The organism is Aquamicrobium lusatiense (assembly GCF_014201615.1).
Taxonomy (GTDB): domain Bacteria; phylum Pseudomonadota; class Alphaproteobacteria; order Rhizobiales; family Rhizobiaceae; genus Mesorhizobium; species Mesorhizobium lusatiense.
In genome coordinates this window covers 1019843-1045306 of record NZ_JACHEU010000001.1, presented here as the reverse complement: position 1 = coordinate 1045306, position 25464 = coordinate 1019843, and the positions used below count along the sequence as shown (strand labels likewise).

At 63.3% G+C, this 25464-nt stretch carries 23 protein-coding genes, 1 tRNA gene and 1 riboswitch; of the genes, 17 read left to right on the top strand and 7 right to left on the bottom strand.

All coding sequences use genetic code 11. From position 1 onward, the window contains the following. Both apaG and HNR59_RS04995 read right to left on the bottom strand, forming a co-directional pair. Positions 1 to 393 (bottom strand): Co2+/Mg2+ efflux protein ApaG, encoded by a 393-nt coding sequence (gene apaG / locus HNR59_RS05000; protein WP_183826806.1) that lies wholly within the window; start codon positions 391 to 393, stop codon positions 1 to 3. A gap of 122 nt (positions 394 to 515) precedes the next feature. Next, the gene (locus HNR59_RS04995; RefSeq protein WP_183826803.1) at positions 516 to 1712 is read right to left on the bottom strand and encodes an O-succinylhomoserine sulfhydrylase; all 1197 of its coding nucleotides are present in this window, start codon (positions 1710 to 1712) and stop codon (positions 516 to 518) included. A gap of 56 nt (positions 1713 to 1768) precedes the next feature. Continuing rightward, positions 1769 to 1846: riboswitch (SAM riboswitch) on the bottom strand. A gap of 91 nt (positions 1847 to 1937) precedes the next feature. On the opposite strand from HNR59_RS04995, the gene HNR59_RS04990 reads away from it, so the two are divergent. The 4 genes from HNR59_RS04990 (at position 1938) to HNR59_RS04975 (ending at position 7122) form a co-directional block, all read left to right on the top strand. Continuing rightward, positions 1938 to 3032: a 2'-deoxycytidine 5'-triphosphate deaminase gene (locus tag HNR59_RS04990; protein WP_183826800.1), complete on the top strand. Its 1095-nt coding sequence runs from the start codon at positions 1938 to 1940 to the stop codon at positions 3030 to 3032. A gap of 120 nt (positions 3033 to 3152) precedes the next feature. Continuing rightward, positions 3153 to 3929 (top strand): ABC transporter substrate-binding protein, encoded by a 777-nt coding sequence (locus HNR59_RS04985; protein WP_183826797.1) that lies wholly within the window; start codon positions 3153 to 3155, stop codon positions 3927 to 3929. A 401-nt stretch (positions 3930 to 4330) separates the two neighbouring features. Beyond that, positions 4331 to 6622 carry a FepA family TonB-dependent siderophore receptor gene (locus HNR59_RS04980; protein WP_183826794.1) on the top strand — a complete coding sequence of 764 codons (2292 nt, stop codon included), beginning with the start codon at positions 4331 to 4333 and terminating at the stop codon, positions 6620 to 6622. A gap of 179 nt (positions 6623 to 6801) precedes the next feature. Next, positions 6802 to 7122 (top strand): YMGG-like glycine zipper-containing protein, encoded by a 321-nt coding sequence (locus HNR59_RS04975; RefSeq protein WP_183826791.1) that lies wholly within the window; start codon positions 6802 to 6804, stop codon positions 7120 to 7122. Between the two features lie 20 nt (positions 7123 to 7142). On the opposite strand, the gene HNR59_RS04970 is transcribed toward HNR59_RS04975, so the two are convergent. Further along, a tRNA-Gly gene (locus HNR59_RS04970) sits at positions 7143 to 7216 on the bottom strand. Positions 7217 to 7406: 190 nt separating this feature from the next. On the opposite strand from HNR59_RS04970, the gene HNR59_RS04965 reads away from it, so the two are divergent. Both HNR59_RS04965 and HNR59_RS04960 read left to right on the top strand, forming a co-directional pair. After that, positions 7407 to 7634 (top strand): DUF6460 domain-containing protein, encoded by a 228-nt coding sequence (locus HNR59_RS04965; RefSeq protein WP_183831338.1) that lies wholly within the window; start codon positions 7407 to 7409, stop codon positions 7632 to 7634. A 28-nt stretch (positions 7635 to 7662) separates the two neighbouring features. Beyond that, a complete protein-coding gene (locus tag HNR59_RS04960) occupies positions 7663 to 9039 on the top strand; it encodes an MATE family efflux transporter (RefSeq protein ID WP_425488620.1) in 1377 nt (458 codons plus the stop codon). Between the two features lie 40 nt (positions 9040 to 9079). Here HNR59_RS04960 and HNR59_RS04955 read toward each other — a convergent pair whose 3' ends face one another. Beyond that, entirely contained in the window at positions 9080 to 10156 is a 1077-nt protein-coding gene (locus HNR59_RS04955) for a quinone-dependent dihydroorotate dehydrogenase (protein ID WP_183826788.1), read from the bottom strand. After that, the gene (locus HNR59_RS04950; RefSeq protein WP_183826785.1) at positions 10153 to 10503 is read right to left on the bottom strand and encodes a DUF952 domain-containing protein; all 351 of its coding nucleotides are present in this window, start codon (positions 10501 to 10503) and stop codon (positions 10153 to 10155) included. The genes HNR59_RS04955 and HNR59_RS04950 overlap by 4 nt, the downstream gene beginning before the upstream one ends. A gap of 140 nt (positions 10504 to 10643) precedes the next feature. Here HNR59_RS04950 and HNR59_RS04945 point away from each other — a divergent pair, with 140 nt between their 5' ends. Then, a complete protein-coding gene (locus HNR59_RS04945; RefSeq protein WP_183826782.1) occupies positions 10644 to 11078 on the top strand; it encodes a hypothetical protein in 435 nt (144 codons plus the stop codon). A gap of 147 nt (positions 11079 to 11225) precedes the next feature. Next, a complete protein-coding gene (locus HNR59_RS04940; protein ID WP_183826778.1) occupies positions 11226 to 11882 on the top strand; it encodes a response regulator transcription factor in 657 nt (218 codons plus the stop codon). Positions 11883 to 11908: 26 nt separating this feature from the next. On the opposite strand, the gene HNR59_RS04935 is transcribed toward HNR59_RS04940, so the two are convergent. After that, positions 11909 to 15397 carry a NahK/ErcS family hybrid sensor histidine kinase/response regulator gene (locus tag HNR59_RS04935; protein ID WP_183826775.1) on the bottom strand — a complete coding sequence of 1163 codons (3489 nt, stop codon included), beginning with the start codon at positions 15395 to 15397 and terminating at the stop codon, positions 11909 to 11911. 201 nt (positions 15398 to 15598) lie between these two features. Here HNR59_RS04935 and mscL point away from each other — a divergent pair, with 201 nt between their 5' ends. Continuing rightward, the gene (gene mscL, locus HNR59_RS04930; protein WP_183826772.1) at positions 15599 to 16021 is read left to right on the top strand and encodes a large conductance mechanosensitive channel protein MscL; all 423 of its coding nucleotides are present in this window, start codon (positions 15599 to 15601) and stop codon (positions 16019 to 16021) included. Positions 16022 to 16079: 58 nt separating this feature from the next. On the opposite strand, the gene HNR59_RS04925 is transcribed toward mscL, so the two are convergent. Then, positions 16080 to 17306, bottom strand: a complete 1227-nt coding sequence (locus HNR59_RS04925; protein ID WP_183826769.1) for an NAD(P)/FAD-dependent oxidoreductase — start codon at positions 17304 to 17306, stop codon at positions 16080 to 16082. Between the two features lie 508 nt (positions 17307 to 17814). Here HNR59_RS04925 and HNR59_RS04920 point away from each other — a divergent pair. The 8 genes from HNR59_RS04920 (at position 17815) to scpB (ending at position 25445) form a co-directional block, all read left to right on the top strand. Further along, positions 17815 to 19089, top strand: coding sequence for an imelysin family protein (locus HNR59_RS04920; RefSeq protein WP_183831334.1), 1275 nt, complete (start codon positions 17815 to 17817; stop codon positions 19087 to 19089). Between the two features lie 73 nt (positions 19090 to 19162). Beyond that, the gene (locus HNR59_RS04915) at positions 19163 to 19474 is read left to right on the top strand and encodes a (2Fe-2S)-binding protein (RefSeq protein ID WP_183826766.1); all 312 of its coding nucleotides are present in this window, start codon (positions 19163 to 19165) and stop codon (positions 19472 to 19474) included. Next, positions 19440 to 19925, top strand: coding sequence for a bacterioferritin (gene bfr / locus HNR59_RS04910; RefSeq protein ID WP_183826763.1), 486 nt, complete (start codon positions 19440 to 19442; stop codon positions 19923 to 19925). The genes HNR59_RS04915 and bfr overlap by 35 nt, the downstream gene beginning before the upstream one ends. Before the next feature lie 11 nt (positions 19926 to 19936). Further along, on the top strand, positions 19937 to 21532 hold the full coding sequence (locus HNR59_RS04905; RefSeq protein ID WP_183826760.1) for a di-heme oxidoreductase family protein: 1596 nt from the start codon (positions 19937 to 19939) through the stop codon (positions 21530 to 21532). Then, on the top strand, positions 21533 to 22603 hold the full coding sequence (locus HNR59_RS04900; protein WP_183826758.1) for an imelysin family protein: 1071 nt from the start codon (positions 21533 to 21535) through the stop codon (positions 22601 to 22603). It begins immediately after the preceding gene. Between the two features lies 1 nt (position 22604). Continuing rightward, a complete protein-coding gene (locus tag HNR59_RS04895; RefSeq protein WP_183826755.1) occupies positions 22605 to 23708 on the top strand; it encodes a DUF1513 domain-containing protein in 1104 nt (367 codons plus the stop codon). A 79-nt stretch (positions 23709 to 23787) separates the two neighbouring features. Further along, positions 23788 to 24744 (top strand): DUF1403 family protein, encoded by a 957-nt coding sequence (locus tag HNR59_RS04890; protein WP_183826753.1) that lies wholly within the window; start codon positions 23788 to 23790, stop codon positions 24742 to 24744. A gap of 2 nt (positions 24745 to 24746) precedes the next feature. Beyond that, on the top strand, positions 24747 to 25445 hold the full coding sequence (scpB, locus tag HNR59_RS04885) for an SMC-Scp complex subunit ScpB (protein ID WP_183831332.1): 699 nt from the start codon (positions 24747 to 24749) through the stop codon (positions 25443 to 25445). Positions 25446 to 25464: the final 19 nt, after the last annotated feature.

The following is a 25464-nucleotide window of genomic DNA, read 5'->3' as shown; positions in this document are numbered from 1 at the left end:
TCAGTTGACCGTGCGGCGTTCGTCCGGGAGATCGAGGGAAAAAGGTGGGATGACGACGTCGAAGGTTTCACCCCGCGCCGTGCGCATCGTGTAGGTACCCGCCATGAACCCCGACGGCGTGGTGAGCGGGCATCCGGATGTATATTCGTAGCTATCGCCCGGATTGAGTTCCGGCTGATCGCCAACGACGCCGGCGCCGCGAACCTCTTCGATACGCCCTGCACCGTCGGTTATGAGCCAATGGCGTGACATGAGCTGCACGAACTCGGGCGAGTGGTTCCGGATCGTTACCCGATAGCCCCACACATAACGGCCGCCGGAGGGGTCCGACCGTTCCTCCAGATAGAACGGCCTGACCCGTACCTCTATGTTGCGCGTGGTGGCGCTGTACATGATCCGCATCTCCCGGAAGCTTTCGCGCGCCTCCCCCGCGCCTCCCCCGGGGGGAGGGGGGAAGCGCGATATTCCATACGGAGAATTGGCCTGCGAAACCGTCAGGTCAAGCCTTGCCAGCGCTATGAGCCAGCACGCGACAGGGCCTGCCCGATGTCCTCCAGCAGATCGTCCGTATCTTCCAGGCCGATCGACAGGCGCAGCGTTCCCGGTCCGATCCCGCCTTCGGCGCGGGCTTCGTCGCTGAGGTTCTTGTGCGTGGTGGTGGCCGGATGCGTGATGAGGCTCTTGGCATCGCCCAGATTGTTCGAGATCAGCACGATATCCAGCGCATTCTGGAAGGCGAAGGCTGCTTCCTTGCCGCCCTTGACGTCGAGGCAGATCAGGGTCGAGCCGCCCGACATCTGCCGGGCGATGATATCGGCCTGCGGATGGTCGGGGCGGCCAGGATAGACGACACGTTCGATCTGTGGCGACTGCGCCAGAAAATCGGCGATGCGAGCGGCGGAGCGCATCTGCTGGTCGACGCGCACCGACAGCGTCTCCAGCCCCTTCAGCAGGGTCCATGCATTGAAGGGCGACATCGAGGGCCCTGTATGGCGGAAATAATCGTGCAGGTTTTCGTCGATCCATTCCTTGTCGGACAGGATGATGCCGCCCAGACACCGTCCCTGCCCGTCAATGTGCTTGGTGGCGGAATAGACGACGACATGGGCGCCGAGGTCCAGCGGCCGCTGCAGCAGGGGCGTGGCGAAGACGTTGTCGACGACAAGCCGCGCGCCGATGGAATTGGCCAGAGCCGCGACGGCGGCGATGTCGATGACCTCCAGCGTCGGATTGGTCGGGCTTTCGAGGAAGAACAGCCTGGTGTTGGGGCGCACCGCCTGTTCCCAGTTGGCGATGTCCTTGCCGTCGACCAGCGTGGCCTCGATGCCGTAGCGCGGCGCCAGCGTATCGATCACCCAGCGGCAGGAGCCGAACAGGGCGCGCGCCGCAACGATGTGGTCGCCCGCCTTCAGGCTGCACAGGATCGCGGTGGCGACCGCGGCCATTCCCGATGCGGTCGCGCGGGCATCCTCCGCCCCTTCCAGCTGGCACATGCGCTTTTCGAACATGTCGACGGTGGGGTTGGCATAGCGCGAATAGATGAAGCCGGGCACTTCGCCCTTGAAACGGGCCTCGGCGGATTCGGCCGTGTCATAGACATAGCCCTGCGTGAGGAAGATCGCCTCCGACATCTCGCCGAACTGCGACCTGAGGGTCGAGCCATGCACCAGGGTGGTACGGGGTCTCCAGTTACGTGTCTTGTCTGATGTCATGGCTCTCTTCCGAACAACAAAAAACCGGTCGCGAAAGTCGCAACCGGTACAGACGGCCTATGAGCCCGACGGTCCTTTAGCGACTTGTTTAACGTGGCTGCAAGCCGACCGGCCAAATCACCACGGGATAAGCCTTCCTTTAAACCTCCCCCGGTCTTGCGTCAATTGGCCGTATGTTTAAGACATTTTCGATCATTGGCCCCATTCCACGGCCGGGAGCGTATTGTGCGTCAGACAGGCATTCTTCCCGATCAGGACATCGCAGCTTTGTTCGAAAGCGGCGCGCTGAGCACGCCGCGCGCGCTCGATGCCGACCAGATCCAGCCGGCCAGCCTCGACCTGCGGCTTGGTGAGAAGGCGCTGCGCGTGCGCGCTTCCTTTCTGCCCGGCCCCGGCCACAGCGTCGCCGACAAGCTCGACCGCCTGCAACTGCACGAGATCGACCTGACGGCGGGCGCCGTTCTGGAAACAGGTTGCGTCTACATCGTTCCGCTTCTGGAAAGGCTGGCCCTGCCCGCCGACATCTCGGCCTCGGCAAACCCGAAGAGCTCGACCGGCCGGCTCGACATCTTCACCCGCGTGATGACTGATCATGGCGCCGAATTCGACAAGATCGCCGCCGGCTATCAGGGTCCGCTCTATCTGGAAGTGAGCCCGCGCACCTTCCCCATCGTCGCCCGCACCGGCTCGCGCCTGTCGCAGATCCGTTTCCGGACCGGCAATGCGCTTCTTTCCGAAGACGAGCTGCACGCCCTGCATCGTGACGAAACGCTCGTCGCATCCGATCAGCCCAATATTTCCGGCGGCGGCATCGCGCTGTCCATCGACCTCAAGGGCGATGCCAGCGGGCTGATCGGCTACCGGGCCAAGCACCACACGGGCCTCATCGACGTCGACCGCCGCGCCGCCCATGACGTGCTCGATTTCTGGGAGCCGCTCTACAATCGCGGCGCGGCCGACCTCGTGCTTGATCCGGACGAATTCTACATTCTGGTCAGCCGCGAAGCCGTACATGTGCCGCCGCTGCACGCGGCCGAGATGACGCCCTTCGATCCGCTGGTGGGCGAGTTCCGCGTGCATTACGCGGGCTTCTTCGACCCTGGCTTTGGTCATTCGGCCGCCGGCGGCACCGGCAGCCGCGCCGTGCTTGAGGTGCGCAGCCATGAAGTGCCTTTCATCCTCGACCACGGCCAGACAGTCGGCCGGCTGGTCTACGAGCACATGCTGCGCCGTCCCCAGGCACTCTATGGAACAGATCTCGGCTCCAATTATCAGGCGCAGGGCCTGAAACTTTCCAAGCATTTCCGCAGCAACGCCTGACGTTTCGTCAGGAGAAGAACTGCTTTGGTCTTAAAGCTTTCGGCTTGTAACAAGCCGATTGCTGTGCTTGGCTGCATTCAGGCCAAAGGGGGCCTGAGATTTTTTGGGAAGAGGTACACAATGCGTATTTCCGGATGGCTCACAGGCGTCGCAACGGCAGCCGTGATCGCCCTTGTTGCCGGGCAGGCGGCAGCACAGGAGGGCGGCAAGATCAAGATCGGCACCGAAGGCGCCTACCCGCCCTTCAACACCCTGACTGCCGACGGCAAGCTCGAAGGCTTCGACGTCGATATCGCCAGGGCGCTCTGCGAGCAGATGAAGGCCGAGTGCGAATTCGTCGTACAGGACTGGGATGGCATCATTCCCGCCCTTCAGGCCGGCAAGTTCGACGCCATCGTCGCCTCCATGTCGATTACAGATGAGCGCAAGGAACAGGTCGACTTCACCAATAAATACTATGTGACGCCACTGGCCGTCGCAGCACCCAAGGACAGCGATCTCACCGGCACCACGCCGGAAGCGCTTTCCGGCAAGGCCGTGGGCGCACAGGCCGCCACCACGCAGGCGATCTATGCGCAGGATCACTATGCCAAGGCCGGAGCCGACGTGAAGCTCTACCCGACGCAGGAGGAAGCCGTGCAGGATCTGCTCAATGGCCGTCTCGATGCCGTCGTCTCCGACAAGTTCGTCATGACCGACTGGCTGAAAAACTCGGATGACGGCGCCTGCTGCAAGCTGATCGGCGACGTGGAAGGAACTGAGCTGGAAACCGGCATTGCCGTCCGCAAGGGCGACAATGAGCTGCGCGAAAAGCTCAACGCCGCCATCGACGCCATCGTCGCGGACGGCACCTACAAGAAGGTTCAGGCCAAGTATTTCGACTTCGACATCTATTGAGACCTGAAGCGATCCGACAACGCCATGAACAAAGGCCGCAGCATACCGCTGCGGCCTTTTTGCCACACATTCCCCGGGATGTTTTGCCGGATCACAGACACCCCTTCTCCTGACGGAAAGCAAGCCTTATACGGAAAACATGACTCTTGTAGTCATGTTTTATACACCTATCTCTTTCATGTGAGAGAGATGGTTAAAGGGGGTCGTCAAACAGGCGCTTGCGCCTGGATGACGTGTGCTGGATGCGAATGACCAGATACTGAACAAGCCAGTCGCATCGGCATCACACAAGCCGACAGCGCACTCATCTTCCACTTCAGCCAGTCAGCCGACCAGCCGCAGGAGAAATCCTCGTGGAGGGCCGGTGCCTGTTGGCCGACAGCGAAGTGAGGGACACCGCAATGAATTTCCACAGAGCTTTCCGGACAGCTACGGCTATTGGCCTGCTGATGTCCGTCAGCCTGCTCTCGGCACATGCGCAGACAGCAGGCTCAAAAACCAAGGAAGAAAAGGAAAAGGCCAGGAAAGAACAAGCCGGAACCATCGTTCTCAACGAGGTTGTGGTGCTTTCGGCGGGCGAGCAAACCAAACAGGCGCCGGGCGTTTCCAACATCTCGGCCGAGGACATCGAAAAGTCGCCGCCAGCCAACGATATTTCGGAAATCATCCGCAAGATGCCCGGCGTCAACCTGACCGGAAACACCACCACCGGTAACCGTGGCAATCAGCGCCAGATCGACATCCGCGGCATGGGGCCTGAGAACACCCTCATCCTTATCGACGGCAAGCCGGTTCTTTCGCGCAACTCCGTCCGCTTCAGCTTCGGCGGCGAGCGCGATACACGCGGCGATTCCAACTGGGTTCCAGCAGAAGCGATCGAGCGTATCGAGGTGCTGCGCGGCCCGGCAGCCGCCCGTTACGGATCGGGCGCATCAGGCGGCGTGGTGAACATCATCACCAAGCGCGCTACGGAAAAATCGGTCAGCGTAACCACTTACGCAAATGTTCCGGAGGATTCCCGGGAGGGCGGCAACAGGCGGGCGAATGTCGTTGCCTCAGGCCCGCTGAGCGACGCTCTTTCCTATCGCATATACGGCAATATCAGCGTTACAGATCCCGATGATCTCGACATCAACGGCCCCGGCACGGAGACGGTGGACCGCAACGGCAACAAGGTGGTCACCATGAACCCGGCCGGCCGCGAAGGCGTCGTCAACAAGGACCTGAAGGGACTGCTGAGCTGGCAGGTCAATCCGGATCACCGTCTGGATTTTGAAGCGGGATTGAGCCGTCAGGGCAACAAATATGCCGGAGATACCCTGTTCGGCGGCACGTCCAGCGAGGTCCTTCAGGAGATCGCCCGCAAGGGCGAAGAAACCAACCGGATGACTCGCACGACGCTGTCGGCAACCCATGCGGGGCAATATGGTTTCGGCGATTCCGACAGCTACATTCAGTGGGAGCGCACGCTCAACAACCGGTTCCAGGAGGGCAATACCGGCGGCGGTGAGGGCACCATCATCACCAGCGGCGACGGGCCCCAGCGAGTGGAATCAACGCTCGACGTTGTTTCGGCACGTTCCGAATTCAACATTCCCGTAACGCTTGTCTACGATCAGAAAATGACGGTCGGCGTGGAATACAGGGGGGAATTCTTTGACGATCCGGCCTCGATCTCCATCGGGCAGGCGCTTCCCGGAGATGTGGGCGTGCCGCTTACACCCGGCGATCGTCCGACAAGCAGTTCCGCAAACATGGTCGGCATCTATTTCGAGGACAACATTCTGGTCGGAGACGACTGGATCGTCACTCCGGCGGTTCGTTTCGATTACCATGACAAGTTTGGCTTCAATGCGAGCCCAAGCCTCAATGCATCATGGAAACTCACCGACGACATCACGATCAAAGGGGGCATTGCAAGGCCGTTCAAGGCACCGAACCTGTTCCAGACCAACCCGAACTATATCTATAACAGCGCCGGCGGCGGCTGCCCTCCCGGACAGGGACCCTGCTATATTCTCGGCAACGAGGACCTCGATCCCGAGATCAGCGTCAACAAGGAGATCGGCATCAACTACACGAATGTTGCAGGCTGGAACGCTGGCATCACCTATTTCCATAACGACTACAAGAACAAGATAACCACGGGCGACACGATCTACGGGATCTTTCACAATATCTGGAACAATCGGCTCGGCGGATATTATGACAACTACGTCTATCGCTGGGAAAATGGCGGGCCTGGCGTCATTCAGGGGCTGGAAGGAAACCTGTCGGTTCCTGTTCTGGACAACCTGACCTGGTCGACGAACTTCACCAAGATGATCGAATCCCGCAACAGCCGGGGACAGCCCTACTCGCTGATCCCGGACTATACGATCAACACCTCGCTGGAATGGCAGGCTTCAGAAAAGCTGGCGCTCATGCTGTCAGCCACGCATTACGGCAAGATCAAGCCTGCAACGAGATCTTCCGGATACGGCAACAGCCCCATTACCGGCGTCGGGCTGTCCGAGCGGGAAGCCTATACGATCGTGAACACAGGCTTTGATTTCAAGGCTAACGAAAACTTCAAGTTCAGTGCCGGCATCAAGAACCTGTTCGACAAGAAGCTCCTGCGGACCGGCGAAGGCGCCAACACCTATAACGAACCGGGAAGAAGCTACTACATCTCGCTGAGCGGCACTTTCTGACCGAATGCTGTTTCAGAATTCCGGAGGACGGCACTCGCGCATCGCGCGGGTGCCGTTTTCCGTTCTGTACCATCCATGCGCGGAGAAAAATCGACGAAACGGAACCCGCCATGGTCAGGTTGCGTTCATCTTGGATATGCATTCTAAGTCACGGCTTGGCAGACAAGGAGATGGAAAACATGAACATCATGAAATTCGCGGCCATGGGTGCCGTGGCGCTGACGATCGGCCTTGCCGGTTGCTCGCAGACGCCGCAGCAGCAGCGCGCAACCACGGGCGCGGCACTCGGCGGCGCGGGTGGCGCGCTTGTCGGCCAGGCCATCGGCCGCGACACCAAGAGCACGCTGATCGGCGCCGGCGCCGGTGCGCTTCTGGGTGCGGTTGTGGCGACCTCGGGCGGCCCGCAGCCGGGCGATCGCCAGATGTGCCGTTATCAGGCGCCTGACGGACGCGTCTATGTCGCCGAATGCGACGATCGCTACTATCGCGGGCAATACTGAGATCAGAAAAACCGGGAGCCTGGAGCGGGTAGCGGGAATCGAACCCGCGCGTTCAGCTTGGGAAGCTGACAGGCTACCATTACATCATACCCGCGCAGCGCTTCGTTAGCATGCGCGGGGCTCGCCCCGCAATCACAAAGCGTTTGCCCTGCCTGCCTTCATTGAGGGTAAAACCCCGGCATGGTTTTGCTTGCAGCCTCGCCGTCCGTTGCCTATTTCAGAAACGAACGGATCGGAAGGAGAATGTCGTGTCCGCCCTTGCCCGCTTTCTCGGCGATTCGCCGATGCGCGTCCTTCTCAAGCTGCTCGTCGTCTCCTTCCTCGTCGGTCTGGTGATGAGCGCCTTTGGCTGGTCGCCCTATGACATCGTCATGGGCATCCGCAACTTCTTCCTCGACATCTGGAACCTCGGCTTCCGCGCCATCGATCGCGTGCTCGGCTATGTGTTGCTGGGAGCGGCGATCGTGATTCCGGCCTTCCTGCTGATCCGGATCGCCAATTACCGCAAATAGCAACGGCGCGGGCGGAGTCTAGCCGGCTGTGAACACGAAGCCACCCCCGCCGGCGCAGGCCGTCCCGGCCCAAACGCTCCCGGCCGAGACCTTCATCGTGTCCAACCGCACGGTGCTCGCCATCGCTGTGCCGATGACGCTGGCCTACATGACGACGCCGTTGCTCGGTCTCACCGATACGGCGATCATCGGCCAGTATGGCAATGCGGCGCTGCTTGGCGGTCTGGCCGCCGGTGCGCTGGTCATTGATGTGGTTTTCACCACGATGAATTTTTTGCGCTCCGGCACGACCGGCCTCGTTGCGCAGGCCTTCGGCGCCGCGGACCGGGGCGAAGAGCAGGCCGTGTTCTGGCGCGCCTTCTTCATCGCGGTGATGATCGGTCTCGCCATCACCGTTCTGGCGCCGCTCATCGCGGCCGGCGGCATCCGGTTTCTCGATGCCGAGCCGGAAGTCAGTTCCGCGCTCGAAACTTATGTGCGCATCCGTCTCGTGGGCGCGCCCTTCGCCCTCATCAACTATGCCGTGCTGGGTTATCTTCTGGGACGCGGCGAGGGCAGGACCGCGCTTGGCCTGCAAATCCTGCTCAACGGCACCCACGTTATCTTCTCACTGGTGCTGGGGTTGTATCTCGGCTGGAACGTTGCCGGCATCGCCTGGGGCACGGTCGGCGGCGAGCTGACCGCCGTGCTGGCCGGGATGGCGATCGTGCTCACGCGGTTTCGCAGGCAGGACCGCATCAGCCTTTCGCGGATCGCCGACATTGCCGCCATCACCCGCATGCTGTCGCTCAACCGCGACATCATGATCCGCTCCTTCGCGCTTCTGGCGACCTTTGCGCTGTTTGCCCGCCAGGGCGCCCAGTTCGGTACGGTGACGCTGGCCGCAAATGCCGTGCTGATGAATTTCTTCCTCACCACCTCCTTCTTTCTGGACGGCTTCGCCACCGCCGCCGAACAACTCACCGGCCGTGCCGTGGGCGCACGCGACCGCAACGCGTTCCGCCTTGCGGTAAAGCTGTGCGCCATATGGGGCTTCGTGCTCGCCGGCGTTGCCACCGCAGCCCTTTACATCTGGGGAAACGATCTGGTCGCCCTGCTCACCACGGCCGAGGATGTGCGCGAAGTCGCCAGTATCTTCCTGCCATGGGCGGCCTTCACGGCCATGAGCGCCGTGCTGGCTTTTGAACTCGACGGCGTGTTCATTGGGGCGACGTGGTCCTCCGACATGCGCAACACGATGCTGCTGTCCCTCGCGGCATTCGCCCTTGCCATGGTCGCGCTGACTCCCGTTTTCGGCAATCACGGTCTGTGGATCGCCTTGCATCTGTTCCTGCTGATGCGGGGGCTGGGGCTGCTTGCCATGCTGCCCCGGCGCGAGCGCGCGACATTCGCCTCGGGCGGCTGACGGACTGACGGTCAGGGCAATTCCGGAGCAAGCCGTCGCTTCACAGGGGCTTCGCGGCCCATTGGTCAAGCGCGCTGTCACGAAGGTCGCGCACAGAGCCAACGCCCTCGCGCTCAAGCGCGGCGCTCATGCCGGATACGACACGGCCCGGCAGCGAAGGGCCGGCAAAGATCATGCCCGTATAGAGCTGGACGAGATCGGCACCGGCGCGGATTTTTTCCAGCGCCGTCTCAGCCGAATCCACGCCGCCGACGCCGACGATGGCGATTTCCGGCCCGAGCAGCCGGCGCATCCTGGCCAGCACGGTGGTCGAGCGCCCGAACAGCACCTTGCCCGACAGGCCGCCGGTTTCCGCGGCCACCGCGCCGCTTTTCAGGGGCGGGCGCGAAATGGTGGTGTTGGAGACGATCACCCCGTCGATGCCGCTCGCCAGAACCTCGGCGGCGATGTCCTCCAGTTCCGCCTCGACCAGATCGGGCGCGATCTTGAGAAAGACCGGAGGTCGTGCAGCAGCAGCCTCGCGCGCGGCCATCACCCGCGAAAGCAGTTCTGCAAGCTGCTCGCGCGCCTGCATGTTGCGCAGGCCCGGCGTGTTGGGCGAGGAAATATTGGCGGTGAGATAGGATGCCAGCGGCGCGAAGCGCTTCACGCCGAGCTCGTAATCGGCGATGCGGTCGGCGCTGTCCTTGTTGGCGCCGATGTTGACGCCGACGATACCGGCGCGCGCCTTGCGGGCTTCCAGCCGGCGCAGCGCCGCGTCATGGCCTTCATTGTTGAAGCCCAGCCGGTTGATCACGGCATCGTCCGCCGTCAGGCGAAAGATGCGCGGGCGCGGATTGCCGGGCTGTGCCAGCGGGGTGACGGTGCCGACCTCGGCAAAGCCGAAGCCAAGGCCAAGCAGCGCATCCGGAACCTCGGCGTTCTTGTCGTAACCGGCAGCCATGCCCAGCGGATTGGGAAAGTCCAGCCCGCACAGCCTGACCCGCAGGCGCTCGTCATGCCGCGACTTGCACCCGACCGGCAGCCCGCAGCGCAGGGCTGTGATGGAAACGCCATGCGCGGTTTCCGGATCGAGGGAGAACAGCAGCTTCCTGCCGATCGCATCCGTCAGGCTCATGCCGTCTCCAGTTCGGGAAAGAGGTGTTGCCCGTCCGGAGCCAGCGGCAGCGGACGGACCCACAATGCCGCACCGACGGGAAGGGCTGTGTAAAGATGCGGGAAAAGAGCACCGCCGCGCGAGGGTTCCCAGCGCAGGGCATCCCCGAGCGCCACGCCATGCACTGCCACCAGCAGCAGGTCGTCCTGCCCGGCGAAGTGCTTCGAGGCCGTCTCGCGCACCTGCGCGGCCGTGGAAAAATGGATATAGCCGTCGGCAATATCCACCGGCGCGCCGGTGAAGGTTCCGGTACGCTCAGCCTCGCGCCACAGGCTCTGCGGAACGATCTTGTAGATGAAGCTCGACATGAGCGGGCTATAGCGCCAAGCTTGCGCGGTGGAAAGTGCGCCTGTGCGTCCATCCCCGTTTCGGGCATGGTGAACCTTATGCCGGGACCGGCGTTGTAGGCCTGAAGACTTGCACTGTTCCGGCCGGAAGGAGTTTCCTCATGCGTGGCCGCATCCTGATTTCCCTGCCCCTCTTCGGCCTGCTTTGCGCGCCCGCCTCGGCGGAGGGCGATGCCGAGCGCTACCGGCTGGAAAAGACCGGCGATGGCTATGTGCGCATGGATACGGTCACCGGCGCGATGTCGACCTGCCGCGAACAGTCCGGCCAGCTTGTCTGCCGCATGGCCGCGGACGAACGCAGCGTGGTTCAGGATGAAATGGACCGGATGCAGGGTCAGGTGAAGGCGCTGGAGGAGCGTGTCGCCAAACTCGAGAACTCGCTCACCTCACGCCTCGAATCCAGCCTGCCGTCGGAAGAAGAATTCAACAAGACCATGGGCTATATGGAGCGCTTCTTCCGGTCGTTCATGGGCATCGTCAGGGATATTGAAAAGGAGGATCCGCCGCCTGCGGGACCGGGTCCCGATCGCACCTGAGCGGTGCTCCGTTCGGCAAAATTGATCCGCCCGGCGGCAAGTTCTGAAAGAATATACAGTTTGCACTTGAACAGCGCGGCCATGGGCGCATAGTTTGTCGACTGTTCCCGTCAATTTCCTACAGTATCGGGAGCGGGGAGGACGCCATTGCCGTCAGGCTACACTTTCGTCATCGCTGACGATCACCCTTTGTTTCGCGGCGCCCTGAGAGAGGCGATCGCCGGAATAGGCGACGCGCCCTGCATTGTGGAGGCCGGCGACTTCGAGAGCGCCAAGACGGCGCTGCTTGGCGAGGGCGACATCGACCTGTTGCTGCTCGACCTCGCAATGCCCGGCGCCAGCGGCCTTTCCGGGCTGATCTCGCTGCATGGCATCCAGCCTTCCTTGCCGATCGTGGTGGTTTCCGCCCATGACGACCCCGTCACCATCCGGCGCGCGCTGGAGCTTGGCGCGTCCGGCTTCATCTCCAAATCGGCGAGCATGGACGACATCCGCAGTGCGGTGCGCACCGTGCTGGATGGCGGCATCGCCGCGCCCGCGGAAATGGATCTCGGCGAGGAGCGCGACCCGGAGATCTCCAACCTGATCCGCCGGCTCCAGACCCTGACACCACAGCAGACGCGCGTTCTCAGCATGCTGGGCGAAGGCCTGCTCAACAAGCAGATCGCCTATGAGCTGGGCGTCTCGGAAGCCACCGTGAAGGCGCATGTCTCGGCCATTCTCCAGAAGCTCAGCGTCGACAGCCGCACGCAGGCCGTCATCCAGCTCGCCAAGATCGGCACCGATTCCATCGCCGCTGCCTAAAGCATCCCCGCAGACGGCGTCCTGCTTCACTCCACCGCCAGCGGCCGCACCCGCGACAGCATGGTGCGCAGGGCAGCCGGCTTCACCGGCTTGTTGATCACGGTGACGCCGCGCCTTTCGGCCTCGCCGCGCACCTCGGTCGAGCGGTCCGCCGTCACCAGAACCGCCGGCGTTTCGGGACCATAGATTTCGCGCAGCCGATCGATGGCGTCGAGCCCGTTCTCGCCGTCGAGATGATAGTCGGCCAGAATGATGTCCGGCGGCGAAAGACGCCCGCGCGCGCTCATAAAGGCACGCAGGCCCGAAAAGGCCCGGACCTCGCAACCCCACCCTTCCAGCAGGAGGCGCATGCCGTCGAGAATTCGGGGATCGTTGTCGATGCAGAGGATCGACAGGCCAGCCAGCGTCGAGAAAGTCCTTTGCGTCGGGGTCTGGCATCGGACCGGCCGGGCGGCCTCACCCGTGACGACAGGCAGAATCACGGAAAAGCGCGTGCCTTTGCCCGGCAGCGAAAAGATGCGGATTTCAAGGTGCAGAACGCGCGCGATGCGGTCGACGATGGAGAGGCCGAGCCCCAGCCCGTCCGCTTCCCTCACCCCCTCGTCGAGGCGCATGAACTCGCGGAACACGGTGTTGAGCTTGTCGCCACCGATGCCGATGCCGGTATCGATCACCTGCAGCTCGATCAGCCCGCCACGCCGGCGCGCACCAACGAGCACAGTGCCCCGCCGTGTGTACTTGACCGCGTTGGACACGAGATTCTGGACCAGACGGCGAAACAGGTTGCGGTCGGTCCGCACATGCACCCTTGAAGGCACGATGCGCAGGCGCAACCCCTTGGCCGAGGCCATGGGCTGGAAATCGGTGGCGATCTGCTGGAGCAGGCCGTCGAGGCTGAAAACGGTCTCGTCGGGTTTCATGGCCCCGGCATCGAGGCGTGATATGTCGAGCACGGCACCGAGGATCGTCTCCACCGATTCCAGCGAGGATTCGATGTTGACGGCGGCATCACCCAATGGCCCTTCCGGCGCTTTCTCGATCAGCGACGAGCAGTAAAGCCGCGCGGCATTGAGCGGCTGGAGAATGTCGTGGCCAACGGCGGCGAGGAAGCGCGTCTTGCCGAGATTGGCCTCCTCGGCGATCTTCTGCGCCTGCGCCAGTTCCTCGTTGACCTGCGTGAGTTCCGCCGTGCGCCGCGCCACCCGCTGCTCCAGGGTCTCGTTCACCCGCTTCAGCGCGAGATCGGCCTGCATGCGCCGGGTGATGTCGGCATAAGTGGCAACGATGCCGCCATCGGGCATGGGATTCGAGCGCAGTTCGAGGATACGTCCGCTGGTTCTCAGCTCCAGTTGCCACGGTTCGCCAAAACGGGTCAGGCGGTCAAGCGCGGCCATTTCCTCGCCACCCGAAATATCGCCGCGATCGCCCAGGAAACCAAGGATCTGGGTCAGCGAAATGCCCACCTGCCCCATCTCGTCCGGCAGATCGAACAACAGGCGGTATTGCCGGTTCCAGCAGGTCAGCCGCAAATCCTTGTCGAAGACGGTGATGCCCTGCTCCATCTGGTCCAGTGCGATCTGGAGCAGGTCGCGGTTCTGCTGGAGCGCGTCCGAGGCATCGTCGAGCAGGCGGAAGGCGCGCTTTGCGGAACGGTCATGGCGCTGCACCAGCAGGGACAGGATGAGGCGCGCCGAAGAGGAGCCGACGGCGCTCGCCAGAAGCTGCTCGCCGAACCTCAGCGCCTCGTCCGTGGCGGGCGAATGTCCGGGAAAGCTGCGCCCCTCGCGCTGCTCGAACGACTGGAACGACCGTTCGGTGCGCTCCACCCCGAGATAGCGCGCTATGGTGTCCTTCACCTCGTTGATGGTGACGCTGGTGCGCATGCGCCTGAGGCCCGGCATCGGCCCCGTCTCGCGCGGCACGAAGATCGCCGCCTGAATGCGCTCGCGCGGATAGGAGGCGCGCGACAGCGAGCCCAGGATGTAGAAAGCGAGATTGATGGAGAGGCTCCACAACACGCCATGGGTCAGCGGCTCGCCGCTGGTGCCGAACAGCGACTGCGGGCGCAGCGCCGCGATGCCCAGCGGCCCCTCCACGAGAAAGGCAGTGTCGGCCGGGAACAGGGAGGGGATGAAGAGCGTGTAGGCCCAGGTCAGAATGCCGGCGATCATGCCCAGCACCGCCCCCCGCGCATTGGCGCCGCGCCAGATCAGGCCGCCGACGAAGGCCGGCGCGAACTGGGCGACGGCGGCGAAGGAGATCAGGCCGAAGGCGACGAGGCGCACATTGTCGGCCATCTCCAGATAATAGAGGAACGAGATGAACAGGATGCTGAAGATCGCCGCGCGGCGGATGACGATGATGACCTTCGACCAGTCCTCCCGCTCGCCGGAAGCCGAACGCAGCAGACGCCGCAGCACCAGCGGGATCACCAGATCATTGGAGATCATGATCGAAAGCGCGACGCTTTCCACGATCACCATGGCGGTCGCGGCCGACAGCCCGCCAATGAAGGCGATCATGGCCATGGTGTTCTGGCCATGGAAGAGCGGCACCGCCAGCACATAAAGATCGGCGCTGGCGCCCTCGCCGACCACGGCCAGCCCCCCGAAGGCGATGACCACCACGAACAGGTTGATGAGCACCAGATAGAGCGGGAACAGCCAGCCGGAGGTCTTCAGCTCCTGGTCGGAACGGTTCTCCACGATGGTCATGTAGAATTGTCGCGGCAGCATGATGATTGCGGCTGCAGCCAGCAGCGTCATCACGATCCATGTCGCCGGCGTGGTCTCGTAGGCCATGGCGGCCTGCGCCATGTCGTTTGCATGCATGAATTCAAAGAGATTGCCGTGGCGCTCCAGAAGGAACAGCGTGATGGCGACGCCCACGGCAAGGAACGCGGCCAGCTTGATGACCGATTCCACCGCCATGGCCAGCACCAGACCGTCCTGATGCTCGGTCGCGTCCGCATGGCGGGTGCCGAACAGCACGGCGAACACCGCCAGCAGGAAGGCCACGACGAAGGCGACGTCACGATAGACGAAGGCGTCGGAGATCACGTCGGGCGAATAGAAGGCCACCATCAGCCCGATGGAGCCCGCGATGGAGCGCAGCTGCAGTGCGATGTAGGGAATGACGCCGACGGTGGCGATGATGGTGGCGATGGAGGCGACCGCGAAGCTCTTGCCATAGCGGGCGGCAAGGAAATCGGCGATCGAGGTGATCTTCTCCGCCTTGCTGAGCGTGATGATGCGCTTCAGGAACGGATAGCCGAAGATGAAGATGAGGATCGGCCCGGCATAGATGGTGAGGAACTCCAGCCCCCGTTCAGAAGCCAGTCCCACCGAGCCGAAAAACGTCCACGACGTGCAGTAGACCGCAAGGCTGAGCGAATAGATATACGGCCGGGACGCTATCGGCCCGCGCCTTGCCGCATGACGATCGCCGAAGGCTGCGACGGCAAACAGCATCGTCACATAAAGAATTGCAGCTATGACGATCAACCAGCCCAGCACGGCTCGCTTTCCATGGCTTCCGGTTCTGAAGGCAATCACAGCAAACCAAACCTGTCCACTGCAACCTTAGGCCTGTATGAGAGCAGGCACTGCCTGCGATTTCCCGGTTTTTCAACCCATGGTTTCTGCTATTGTCCCACGGGCTTCCGGCAAGCGAAGCTGCAACACAGGCGGCCTGAGCCGCAAATATTGGAGAGGCAAATGCTGAAGGAATTTCAGGAGTTTATTTCCAGAGGCAATGTGATGGATCTGGCCGTCGGTGTGATCATCGGCGGTGCCTTCGGCAAGATCGTCGATTCGCTGGTCAACGACATCATCATGCCGATCGTCGGTGCGATCTTCGGCGGTCTCGACTTCAACAACTACTTCCTGCCGTTGTCGTCGAATATTACAGCCACCTCTCTCGAGGCAGCCAAGCAGCAGGGCGCGGTGTTCGCCTACGGTTCGTTCATTACCGTGCTGCTCAACTTCGTGATCCTCGCCTGGATCATTTTCCTGATGGTCAAGGCCGTCAACAATGTGCGCCGTCGCCTTGAAACTCAGCCGGCAGCGGCCGAAGAGGCCCCGCCACCCGCCGATGTGGCGCTGCTGACGGAAATCCGCGACCTTCTGGCCCGCAAGTAGCCGGATACGCATCGAAGCTGAAAGCCCCGCCTCGTTCAGAGGACGGGGCTTTTTTCTTTCACCCGGCAGCCGCGAGCGCGGCCTTGAGAGCATCGGCTCCCTCCGCCACCGCCTCGCGCGACGGCGAAAAGCCTGCGGCCAGCATCTTGCGGCCGAGCATATGGTCGGCCGGGCGGTTGACGGATTCTACCGCCACAAGCCGGTCTCCCGCGAAATGATATACGGAGAACCTGTTGTCCTGTGGCATGCCTACGGTCAGATGGCTGTCGGCGCCGGCGGTCAGACCCACCATCTGCAGCTTCATGTCGCCTATATCCGACCAGAACCATGGGACGGCTCCATACGCATCGGTGCCGCCGGTGATGGTGCGTGCTGCCAGACGCGCCTGATCGGTGGCATTCTGCACCGATTCCAGGCGCACGTCGCCGCCGGTGAACCAGTGCCGGTATGAGGCCACATCGCCCACCGAAAGAACTTCCGGCACGGATGTGCGCATCTGATGATCGACGCGGATGCCGTTCGAGATGGCGATGCCGGCCTGCCCGGCAAGCTCGACATTGGGCACGACACCGACGCCGACGATGACGAGCTGGGCGGGGAGGCGCTCGCCCGCCGCCGTGACGGCGGCCGATACATGGCCTTTTTCGCCCTCCAGCCGGCTGACGGTGGTGCCGGTGAGGATGCGCACGCCGAGATCGGCCAGACGCTGGCGGACATACTCCCCTATGGGGGCTGCCACGACGCGGCCAAGCAGCCTGTCGGCCGCCTCGACGACGGTGACGTTGCGGCCGGCGGCGCGCAGGGTCGCCGCGATCTCCAGACCGATGAACCCGCCGCCCAGCACCACCACGTCGGTGCAGGATGCGCTCAGCTCGCGGATGAGGCGCGCATCGGCCACTTCGCGCAAGGAGACAACGCCCGGCAGCCCGGCCCCTTCAACCGGAAGACTGCGAGGCCGCGAACCCGTCGCGAGGATCAGCCTGTCGAAGGCGAGCGAAGCACCACCGGCAAGCTCAAGGCGGCGACCGGCGAGATCGATGCGCTCGACATGCAGGCCCGGACGATAGTCGATCGAATTGCCTTCATAGAAGCTTTCGCCGCGCAGCGGCTGCGGCTTTGCCGCCGCATCCTTGATGAAGGTCTTGGACAGGGGCGGCTTGTGGTAGGGAAGCTCCTGTTCCTCGCCGATCAGCACCACCGGCCCGTCATAGCCCTCCTCGCGCAGGCTGGCCGCGGCCTGAACGCCGGCATGGCCGGCCCCAACAATGATCGTACCGCTCGTCATGGCACCTGCTTTCCCTGTTTCGGCCTCTCAGGCAGAGGCCCCTGCCAGTTGGAGATTGTTTTTTCATATCTCAAGAGGGCCTGTCGGGCGTCGCACCAGTGCCGGCGGCCTGTCAACCGGAAAGCGCCTGTTAAAGCATCGGGATAAACATGACTCCAATAGTTTAGAATAATTCTAAACTATTGTTTTAATTGCCCTTTTTCCAGATTCAAGTTGACTTTCAGCGAATGTGAGGCTTTATGAACGAGCGTCCTGACGCATTCCTTTAATGTAAGGGCCTTTAACCCTTTCGATTGGAGGCTTCGATGTTGTTTCGTTTCGGCAAGGTCCGCTGTGGATTTCTCCTGCCCCGTCCACGGCAAGACGCCGGGTCGATCGTGACATCATCTCCTTCTTTCGGAAAAGTCCGTTCTGCCGGCACCGGTCGCCTCCCCGGCGCTGTCTGACGGACGTCTAATTCTTGTAGGAGATGAGAGCGATGATCAGAAGCTGGGCCTCGACCCGCTCAATGGGCAGAATGGCGGCGATTGGCGCCACCGCGGCGCTGACTGCAGCTATTTTCATTCTGCCGGCGAAGGCTGACACTGATCCGAAGGCTGTGGTGAAAACCTATGCCGACATCGCGCTTGCCAAATACGAGGACTCGCTGACCACCGCCAGGGCGCTGGACGTCGCCATCGACGCCCTCATCGCCACCCCCTCCGCCGAGACGCTGGACGCGGCAAAGGCGGCATGGAAGGCGGCCCGCATTCCCTATCAGCAGACCGAAGTCTACCGTTTCGGCAATGCCATCGTCGACGACTGGGAAGGCCGCGTGAACGCCTGGCCGCTGGATGAAGGTCTGATCGACTATGTCGACGCCAGCTATGGCACCGAATCCGACGAGAACGGCCTCTACACGGCCAATGTCATCGCCAACACCAAGATCGAGATCGACGGGCAAGAGGTCGACGCCTCCAGCCTGACGCCGGAATTCCTGTCCGAAACCCTGCAGGAAGCCGGCGACATCGAGGCCAACGTGGCCACCGGCTATCATGCCATCGAATTCCTGCTGTGGGGTCAGGACCTCAACGGCACGGGTCCCGGCGCCGGCAAGCGTCCCTACACCGACTACGACAAGGCCAACTGCACCGGCGGCAACTGCGAGCGTCGCGCCGAGTATCTGAAGTCGGCGTCCACCCTGCTGGTCGCGGATCTGCAGGAGATGGTCGACAACTGGAAGGACGACGGCGAAGCCCGCAAGGCGCTGAACGACGGCGACGAAAAGACCGGCCTTTCCACCATCCTGACCGGCATGGGTTCGCTTTCCTATGGCGAGCTGGCCGGCGAGCGCATGAAGCTCGGGCTTCTGCTGCATGATCCGGAGGAAGAGCACGACTGCTTCTCCGACAACACCCATATCTCCCATCTCTACGACGCGGTCGGCATTCGCGAGGCTTATCTCGGCAGCTACAAGCGCATCGACGGATCGTCTGTCGCCGGTCCCTCGCTGTCCGATCTGGTCAAGGAAACCGATCCGGCGCTCGATACGGAGCTGTCCGGCAAGCTGGACGCCACGGTCGCCAAAATGGAAGCCATTGCCGCCCGCGCCGAAGCCGGAGAGGCCTATGACCAGCAGATCGGCGAAGGCAATGCGGAAGGCAATGCCACCGTGCAGGCCGCCATCGACGCGCTGGTCGACCAGACCAAGTCGATCGAACGCGTCGTCGCTGCCTTGAAGCTCGACGCCATCGCCTTCGAAGGCTCCGACAGCCTCGATTCACCGGACAAAGTCTTCGAATAAGGGCTGGCAACCTCCTTCATTCCAGCGACAGCGGTGCCGGTGAAAGGCACCGCCCAGCCAGGCCAGGAACGACATGCTGATCTGTCACTGCAACATCATCACCGAAAAGGAGATCGAGAAAGCAATCATCGATCTGCTGGACAGCGATCCGTGGCAGCTGATCGTGCCAGCGAAAGTCTATCACTATATGAAGAAGCGCGGTCGCTGTTGCGGCTGCTTCCCAAATGTGGTCGAAACGATCATTCGGGTAACCGAGGACTACCACGTCCGCTCGGAGGCGGGCGGCGTGGATATCGTTTCACACTTGGCTCGCGTGAGAGAATTGCGCGTCCAATACGGGAGCAGGACCCATGAAAGGCGACCCACAAATCATCGAGCGGCTTAACGAAGCCCTTTTTCTGGAACTTGGCGCGGTCAACCAGTACTGGCTGCATTACCGTCTTCTGGAAGACTGGGGATATCTGAAGCTCGCAAAGAAGGAACGCGAGGAGTCCATCGAGGAAATGCAGCACGCCGACAAGCTGGTGGCGCGCATCATCTTCCTGGAAGGCCATCCGAACCTTCAATCCGTGGCGCCTTTGCGCATCGGACAGAACGTCAAGGAAGTGCTGGAATCGGATCTGGCCGGAGAATACGACGCGCGCACCTCCTACAAGCGGTCGCGCGAGATTTGCAATGAACTGGGCGACTACGTCACCATGAAGCTTTTCGAGGAACTGCTGATCGACGAGGAAGGGCATATCGACTTCCTCGAAACGCAGCTCGACCTCCTTGCTTCGCTGGGTGAGGAAAAGTACGGCCTGCTTAACGCCGCCCCGGCCAACGAGGCGGCATAGGACATGCGGGAATGCGGCGCATCCTAGACCTTTTGCGCCGCCCGCGGTCCGGCTTCGATGCTCCGCATGTACAGCCTGCCGCACGCCGCTTCGGCGTCTGTGCGGCAGCCTTTTCGCTGTTGGCCTGTCTCATTCCCGCTGCCGCGCAGGAGCTGCCGGATGTGCCGGCTATCCGCGACGATCTGACGGAGAAGGATCTGGCGCGGGTGCGGGCGATCACTGCCCCGACCACGGACTTCAGCAAGCCCGAGCAGTTCGAGCTGATGCAGGGTGGGGCTGCGACCACCCGCAAGCGGGTCAACGCCGATTCCTTCTCGCAGTTTTCCGCCAACATCACCTTTGAGGAAGAAAGCACCTTCAAGCTCGGCAATGCCATCTTCCGCAAGAACTGGGTTTCGTCGCCCTCTTCGACGCAGGCATCGGACGGGCTGGGGCCGCTGTTCAATGCCCGCGCCTGCCAGAGCTGCCACCTGAAGGATGGGCGCGGCCATCCCCCTGAGGGCAAGGCCGACGCCACCTCCATGTTCCTGCGGCTGGCGCGCGAGGCTGAAACGGAGGAGGAGAAGCAGGCGGTCGCCGCGCATCAGGTGCTGAACTTCCCCGACCCCGTCTACGGCACGCAATTGCAGGACCTTGCCGTGCCCGGACTGGTGAGCGAAGGGCGCATGCGCATCGACTACGAGGAGGTCCCGGTCACGCTGGACGACGGCACCGTGGTTTCCCTGCGCAAGCCGGCCTATTCGGTGGAAAACCTCGGCTACGGCCCGCTTGACGCGCGCACCACGCTGTCGCCGCGCATCGCCAATCCGATGATCGGTCTGGGTCTGGTGGAGCAGATCCATCCGGCCGATATCCTTGCCAATGCCGATCCCGACGATGCCGATGGCGACGGCATTTCCGGCAGGGCCTCGATCGTGCGCGACACGCTGACCGGTGAACTGACGCTCGGCCGTTTCGGCTGGAAGGCCCAGACGGCCACCATTCGTCAGCAATCCGCCGATGCGCTGGCCGGCGACATCGGCATATCCTCTCCGGAAGTGCCGCATCACTGGGGCGATTGCACGCCGGCGCAGAAAGCCTGTCTCGACATGCCGACCGGCGTTCAGCCCCGCCTTGGCGACACGGAGGCGCCGGAGCCGATCATGGATCTGGTGACGTTCTATTCGCAGAACCTTGCCGTGCCGGCACGGCGCAATCTCGACAAGCCGGACGTTCTGGCCGGCAAGCAGGCCTTCTACGACATGGGCTGCGCCTCCTGCCACACACCCAAATTCGTCACCCGCCGCGATGCGCCCAACAAGGCGCACGCCTTCCAGCTCATCTGGCCCTATTCCGATTTCCTGCTGCACGACATGGGCGAAGGCCTTGCCGACGGCCAGCAGGTGGGCGTTGCCGACGGCTATGAATGGCGCACGCCGCCGCTGTGGGGCATCGGACTCACGCAGAGGGTCAACAACCACACATTTTTCCTGCATGATGGCCGCGCCCGCAATCTGACCGAAGCCATAGTGTGGCATGGTGGCGAGGCGCAAAGCGCGCGCGACAGTTTCGCGGCAGCCAGCGCCGAAGAACGCGAAGCCCTGATCAAATTCCTGGAGTCGCTCTAGATGAAAGCACTGGCGGTCGCATTCACCTTCTCCCTTTTCCTCCCGGCCGCTGCTCAGGCGGCGATGCCGGCCTCCGATGTGATCGGTCAGGCGATCGACGGCTTCATCCGCCCGGCCTATGGCGATCTCGCCGAACGCACCGCCGCGCTTGAAAAATCGGTCGCAACCCTGTGCGCCACGCCATCGCAAGCCTCGCTTGACGCTGCCCGCGACGGGTTTACGCAAGCAGCGCAAGGTTGGGCGAAGGTGGAACTGATCATGTTCGGCCCGATCCGCGAGGGCAACCGGCTGGAGAGGATGCTGTTCTGGCCCGACCGCAAGAGCATCGGCCTCAAGCAGGTTCAGGCAGCGCTCGCGGCCGGGGACCCGGACGCCACGGAGGCGGAGAAGATCGCTCGAAAGAGCGTTGCCATGCAGGGCTTCGGCGCGCTGGAATATGTGCTGTACGGCACCGACGCCGAAGAGCTTGCGACGGCGGATGGAGCCTATCGCTGCGCCTTCGGTGCGGCCGTGGCCGGCAACATAGCCGCCATCAGCGCCGATGTGCGCGACGACTGGAACAAGCCGGACGGCTTTGCCGCGATATGGGCCAGCCCCGGCCCGGACAACCTCACCTACCGCAACGGCTCCGAGGCCGTGACCGAGCTTATGGGGGTGTTCATCAACGGGCTGGAAATGGTGCGCGACGTGCGGCTCAGGGGCTTTCTCGGCCTGCGTCCGGAGAAGGACAAGCCGAAGCAGGCGCTTTACTGGCGCTCGCAGGGCACCACCGCTTCACTCGCCGCCAATCTCGAAGGGCTGGGCGGCCTGTTCCGGGCCTCGCATCTGGCCGATGCGCTGTCACCCGACGCCCGATGGATCGCCGAATCCATCGAAATCCAGTTCGCCAACGGCGCGGAAGCGGCCCGCTCGGTGAGCGGACCGATCGAAGAGGCGCTTGATGATCCCGCCCGGCGCGAAAAGCTCGATTATCTCAGCACCGTCACGTCCAGCCTCTCCAACCTGTTCGGTGTGCGGCTGAGCGGCGAGTTCGGGCTGACCGCCGGCTTCTCCTCTCTCGACGGAGACTGAAATGCGCACGCCGCTGATCGACCGCCGCGACTTCCTGCGCGCCGCAGGCGCGAGCTTTGCGGCGGCCATGACCCCTTCGGCCTGGGCGCGCACCATGGCCACGGACGCCGTTTTCGCCACCGCCTTCGTGCGCCGCAACGGCAGCTACGGAGCCGCCGTGCTTTCCGAGGACGGCAAGGTGCTGCATGCGGTCGACCTGCCGGACCGCGGCCATGATGTGACCTTCGATCCGGTTTCGGGCCGGGCCGTGGTGTTCGCGCGCCAGCCCGGCACCTTCGCCATGGTTTTCGACCACAAGGGCCGCGAGGAACCGCTGACCATTCCCAGCCTTCCCGACCGACACTTCTTCGGCCATGGCGTGTTCTCGCAGGACGGCGCGCTGCTCTACGCGACCGAGAACGATTTCGACAATGCCGAGGGCATGATCGGGGTCTACGATGCCTGCTCCAACTTTCGGCGCGTGGGCGAATTTCCGACCTATGGCGTCGGCCCGCACGAGCTTCTGCTGTTGGGCGATGGGCGCACGCTGGCGATTGCCAATGGCGGCATCGAAACCCATCCCGATTTCGGCCGCGCCGAACTCAACATCGCCACCATGCAGCCTTCCTATGTGCTGGTCGACCGCATCAGCGGCGAACTGATCGAGAAGCACGAATTGCCCGCCGAGCTACACAAGCTCTCGATCCGGCATATGGACCGGGACGGCGCTGGCAATGTGTGGTTCGGCTGCCAGTATCGCGGCCCGGTGACGGACCTGCCGCCGCTGGTCGGCAAGGCCACGCGCGACAAGGGCATTCAGCTCATCGACATGCCGCAGGATGTGCTGGCCGGCCTGCGCAACTATGTCGGCTCGGTTGCCGCCAATCCGCTCGCCGGCACCGTCGCCGTGACCTCGCCGCAGGGCAACACGCTTGCCGTGATCGAGGCGGCGACCAGCAAGGTGCTGTCGGCGCAGGACCTGACCGAGGTGTGCGGCATCGCTCCCGACGGCAAGGGCTACCTGTCCACCACCGGTGGCGGCGTCATCGTCGGCCCAGATGGCGCGACGCTCAGCGACCCCGACCATGTCTGGGACAACCATATGCTGCGCATAGAGGCAGGCTGAAACCTGCCCGGCCTCACAAGCTGTGCGGATTGCAATCGGGAATCTGGTTTCATGCGCACCTGCGGCATAGATTCAGGCCATGGCCAGACGTTCCGATTCGCCTCCTGTCGTTCCTGACGTGATCCCGCGCCTGCCGGGCTGGGTAACGGCGCGCGCCGACCCTGCCGATCCCGTCGGCGCGGCCTTCTCAGCCGGTGCCGCCCTTCATGCGCTCGACAGCCTCGTGCGCTCGGAACCGGTCTGGGCAGGCGCATGGCGGCACCGGCTGGCGCTCGACTGTGCCGCCGAGGCGTGCCGCATGGCGGGACGCACGGAGACGCAGGCCGCGCTTCGCGATGCCTGGTATCTGTGCCCGGCAAACGGCGACCCCGGGCCGGCCGGAAATCTTTTCGCGGCGTGGCGACGGCTGGCCGGGCAGCGGCCACAGGCCGAGGCGGAAGGGCTGGCGACACTGGCCGAGCTGATGGGGCTGCCGGGTGACATGGACTGGCAGGCAATCGCCGGCATGGTCGATACGGCCGCGACATCCGGCCGGCCGGCACCGCTGGCGGCAGCGGCTGCAACCGCCGCGATCATGGCGCTCGAACCCCGCACTGAGCTTCTGTGCTGGTGGCTCGTCGATCTGGTGCTGGCCCGCTGCCTTGGCTGGCAGCGGGCAGTGCCGCTTGCCATGACAATGGCCTTCACGCCCATCTTCCGTGTCGAAGGCGGACGTTCAAAGCGAATCAGGCCGGGCGATCCGCAATTCGGACAGGTTCTGTGCGTGGCGCTGGTCGAGGCGGTTGCCTCAGCCCTGCGCGAGGCCGCCACGCTATCGCGCCGCGCCGCGCACCTGCTTGAAGTCGCGCCGAAGCTGAGGGCCAAGGGCGCTTCCGACGTGCTGGACATCCTGCTCGGGGACGACGCGCTGCCTGGCACCTTTGCTTCGCGCCGGCTGTCGCGCTTTGCCTCCCGGCGCCTTTTCGCGCGGCTGGAGCAGTTCGAGGCGGTGCGGGAGCTGAGCGGGCGGGCTTCGTTCAGGATTTACGGGCTGTGACCATGACAGATCGCCCGCAGGATGAAGACAGGCCCCGCGCAGCGAAGCAGCCGCCACTGCTGGATACCGAGCTTGAACACCTTCCGCCGGAATTGCGCTGGCGCGAGTGGATGGGGCGCGTCGAGGCGGTGATCTTCGCCGCTTCCGAGCCGGTGCCGCGCGACGTGCTGGCGCGGGTTGTCGGACGCGAGTGCAATCTCGATCTCATCATCGACGACATCCGCGAGGAACTGCGCGGCCGGCCCTACGATCTGGTCAGGGTAGCTGGTGGCGTGCAGCACCGGACCCGGCCGGCCTTCGCCGAGGCGATCCGCACCGCTTCCGGTCAGGCTGCGGCAAAGTCAGCCCGCCCCCTGTCGCAAACAGAGGCGCTGGTGCTCATGACCATCGCCTATTTCCAGCCGATCACGCGGGCCGAGCTTTCCTCCTTCTTCGCAAAGGAGATCAGCCGCGACCTGATCGCGGTTCTGCGCGGACAGGATTTCATCGCCTATGGCCCGCGCAGCCCCACACCCGGCGCGCCCTACACCTATGTGACGACGAAGACTTTCCTGTCCCACTTCGGGCTTGAGACCCTGCGGGACCTGCCCGATTTCGAAGCGCTGGAAGATGCCGGCCTGCTTTCACGCGAAAAGCTGCTAGCCGGCGAAATCCCGATCTCGATGGCGACAGAGGGCGGGGCGCAGGACGCGGACGAATAGTTTTCGCGCGTCCCGCAGT

Excerpts from the sequence above, each read along its gene's own strand:
- apaG (WP_183826806.1), bottom strand. The coding sequence starts at position 393 with ATGTACAGCGCCACCACGCGCAACATAGAGGTACGGGTCAGGCCGTTC.
- HNR59_RS04995 (WP_183826803.1), bottom strand. The coding sequence starts at position 1,712 with ATGACATCAGACAAGACACGTAACTGGAGACCCCGTACCACCCTGGTG.
- HNR59_RS04985 (WP_183826797.1), top strand. The coding sequence starts at position 3,153 with ATGCGTATTTCCGGATGGCTCACAGGCGTCGCAACGGCAGCCGTGATC.
- HNR59_RS04980 (WP_183826794.1), top strand. The coding sequence starts at position 4,331 with ATGAATTTCCACAGAGCTTTCCGGACAGCTACGGCTATTGGCCTGCTG.
- HNR59_RS04975 (WP_183826791.1), top strand. The coding sequence starts at position 6,802 with ATGAACATCATGAAATTCGCGGCCATGGGTGCCGTGGCGCTGACGATC.
- HNR59_RS04965 (WP_183831338.1), top strand. The coding sequence starts at position 7,407 with ATGCGCGTCCTTCTCAAGCTGCTCGTCGTCTCCTTCCTCGTCGGTCTG.
- HNR59_RS04955 (WP_183826788.1), bottom strand. The coding sequence starts at position 10,156 with ATGAGCCTGACGGATGCGATCGGCAGGAAGCTGCTGTTCTCCCTCGAT.
- HNR59_RS04950 (WP_183826785.1), bottom strand. The coding sequence starts at position 10,503 with ATGTCGAGCTTCATCTACAAGATCGTTCCGCAGAGCCTGTGGCGCGAG.
- HNR59_RS04945 (WP_183826782.1), top strand. The coding sequence starts at position 10,644 with ATGCGTGGCCGCATCCTGATTTCCCTGCCCCTCTTCGGCCTGCTTTGC.
- mscL (WP_183826772.1), top strand. The coding sequence starts at position 15,599 with ATGCTGAAGGAATTTCAGGAGTTTATTTCCAGAGGCAATGTGATGGAT.
- HNR59_RS04925 (WP_183826769.1), bottom strand. The coding sequence starts at position 17,306 with ATGACGAGCGGTACGATCATTGTTGGGGCCGGCCATGCCGGCGTTCAG.
- HNR59_RS04920 (WP_183831334.1), top strand. The coding sequence starts at position 17,815 with ATGGGCAGAATGGCGGCGATTGGCGCCACCGCGGCGCTGACTGCAGCT.
- HNR59_RS04915 (WP_183826766.1), top strand. The coding sequence starts at position 19,163 with ATGCTGATCTGTCACTGCAACATCATCACCGAAAAGGAGATCGAGAAA.
- bfr (WP_183826763.1), top strand. The coding sequence starts at position 19,440 with ATGAAAGGCGACCCACAAATCATCGAGCGGCTTAACGAAGCCCTTTTT.
- HNR59_RS04905 (WP_183826760.1), top strand. The coding sequence starts at position 19,937 with ATGCGGCGCATCCTAGACCTTTTGCGCCGCCCGCGGTCCGGCTTCGAT.
- HNR59_RS04900 (WP_183826758.1), top strand. The coding sequence starts at position 21,533 with ATGAAAGCACTGGCGGTCGCATTCACCTTCTCCCTTTTCCTCCCGGCC.
- HNR59_RS04895 (WP_183826755.1), top strand. The coding sequence starts at position 22,605 with ATGCGCACGCCGCTGATCGACCGCCGCGACTTCCTGCGCGCCGCAGGC.
- HNR59_RS04890 (WP_183826753.1), top strand. The coding sequence starts at position 23,788 with ATGGCCAGACGTTCCGATTCGCCTCCTGTCGTTCCTGACGTGATCCCG.
- scpB (WP_183831332.1), top strand. The coding sequence starts at position 24,747 with ATGACAGATCGCCCGCAGGATGAAGACAGGCCCCGCGCAGCGAAGCAG.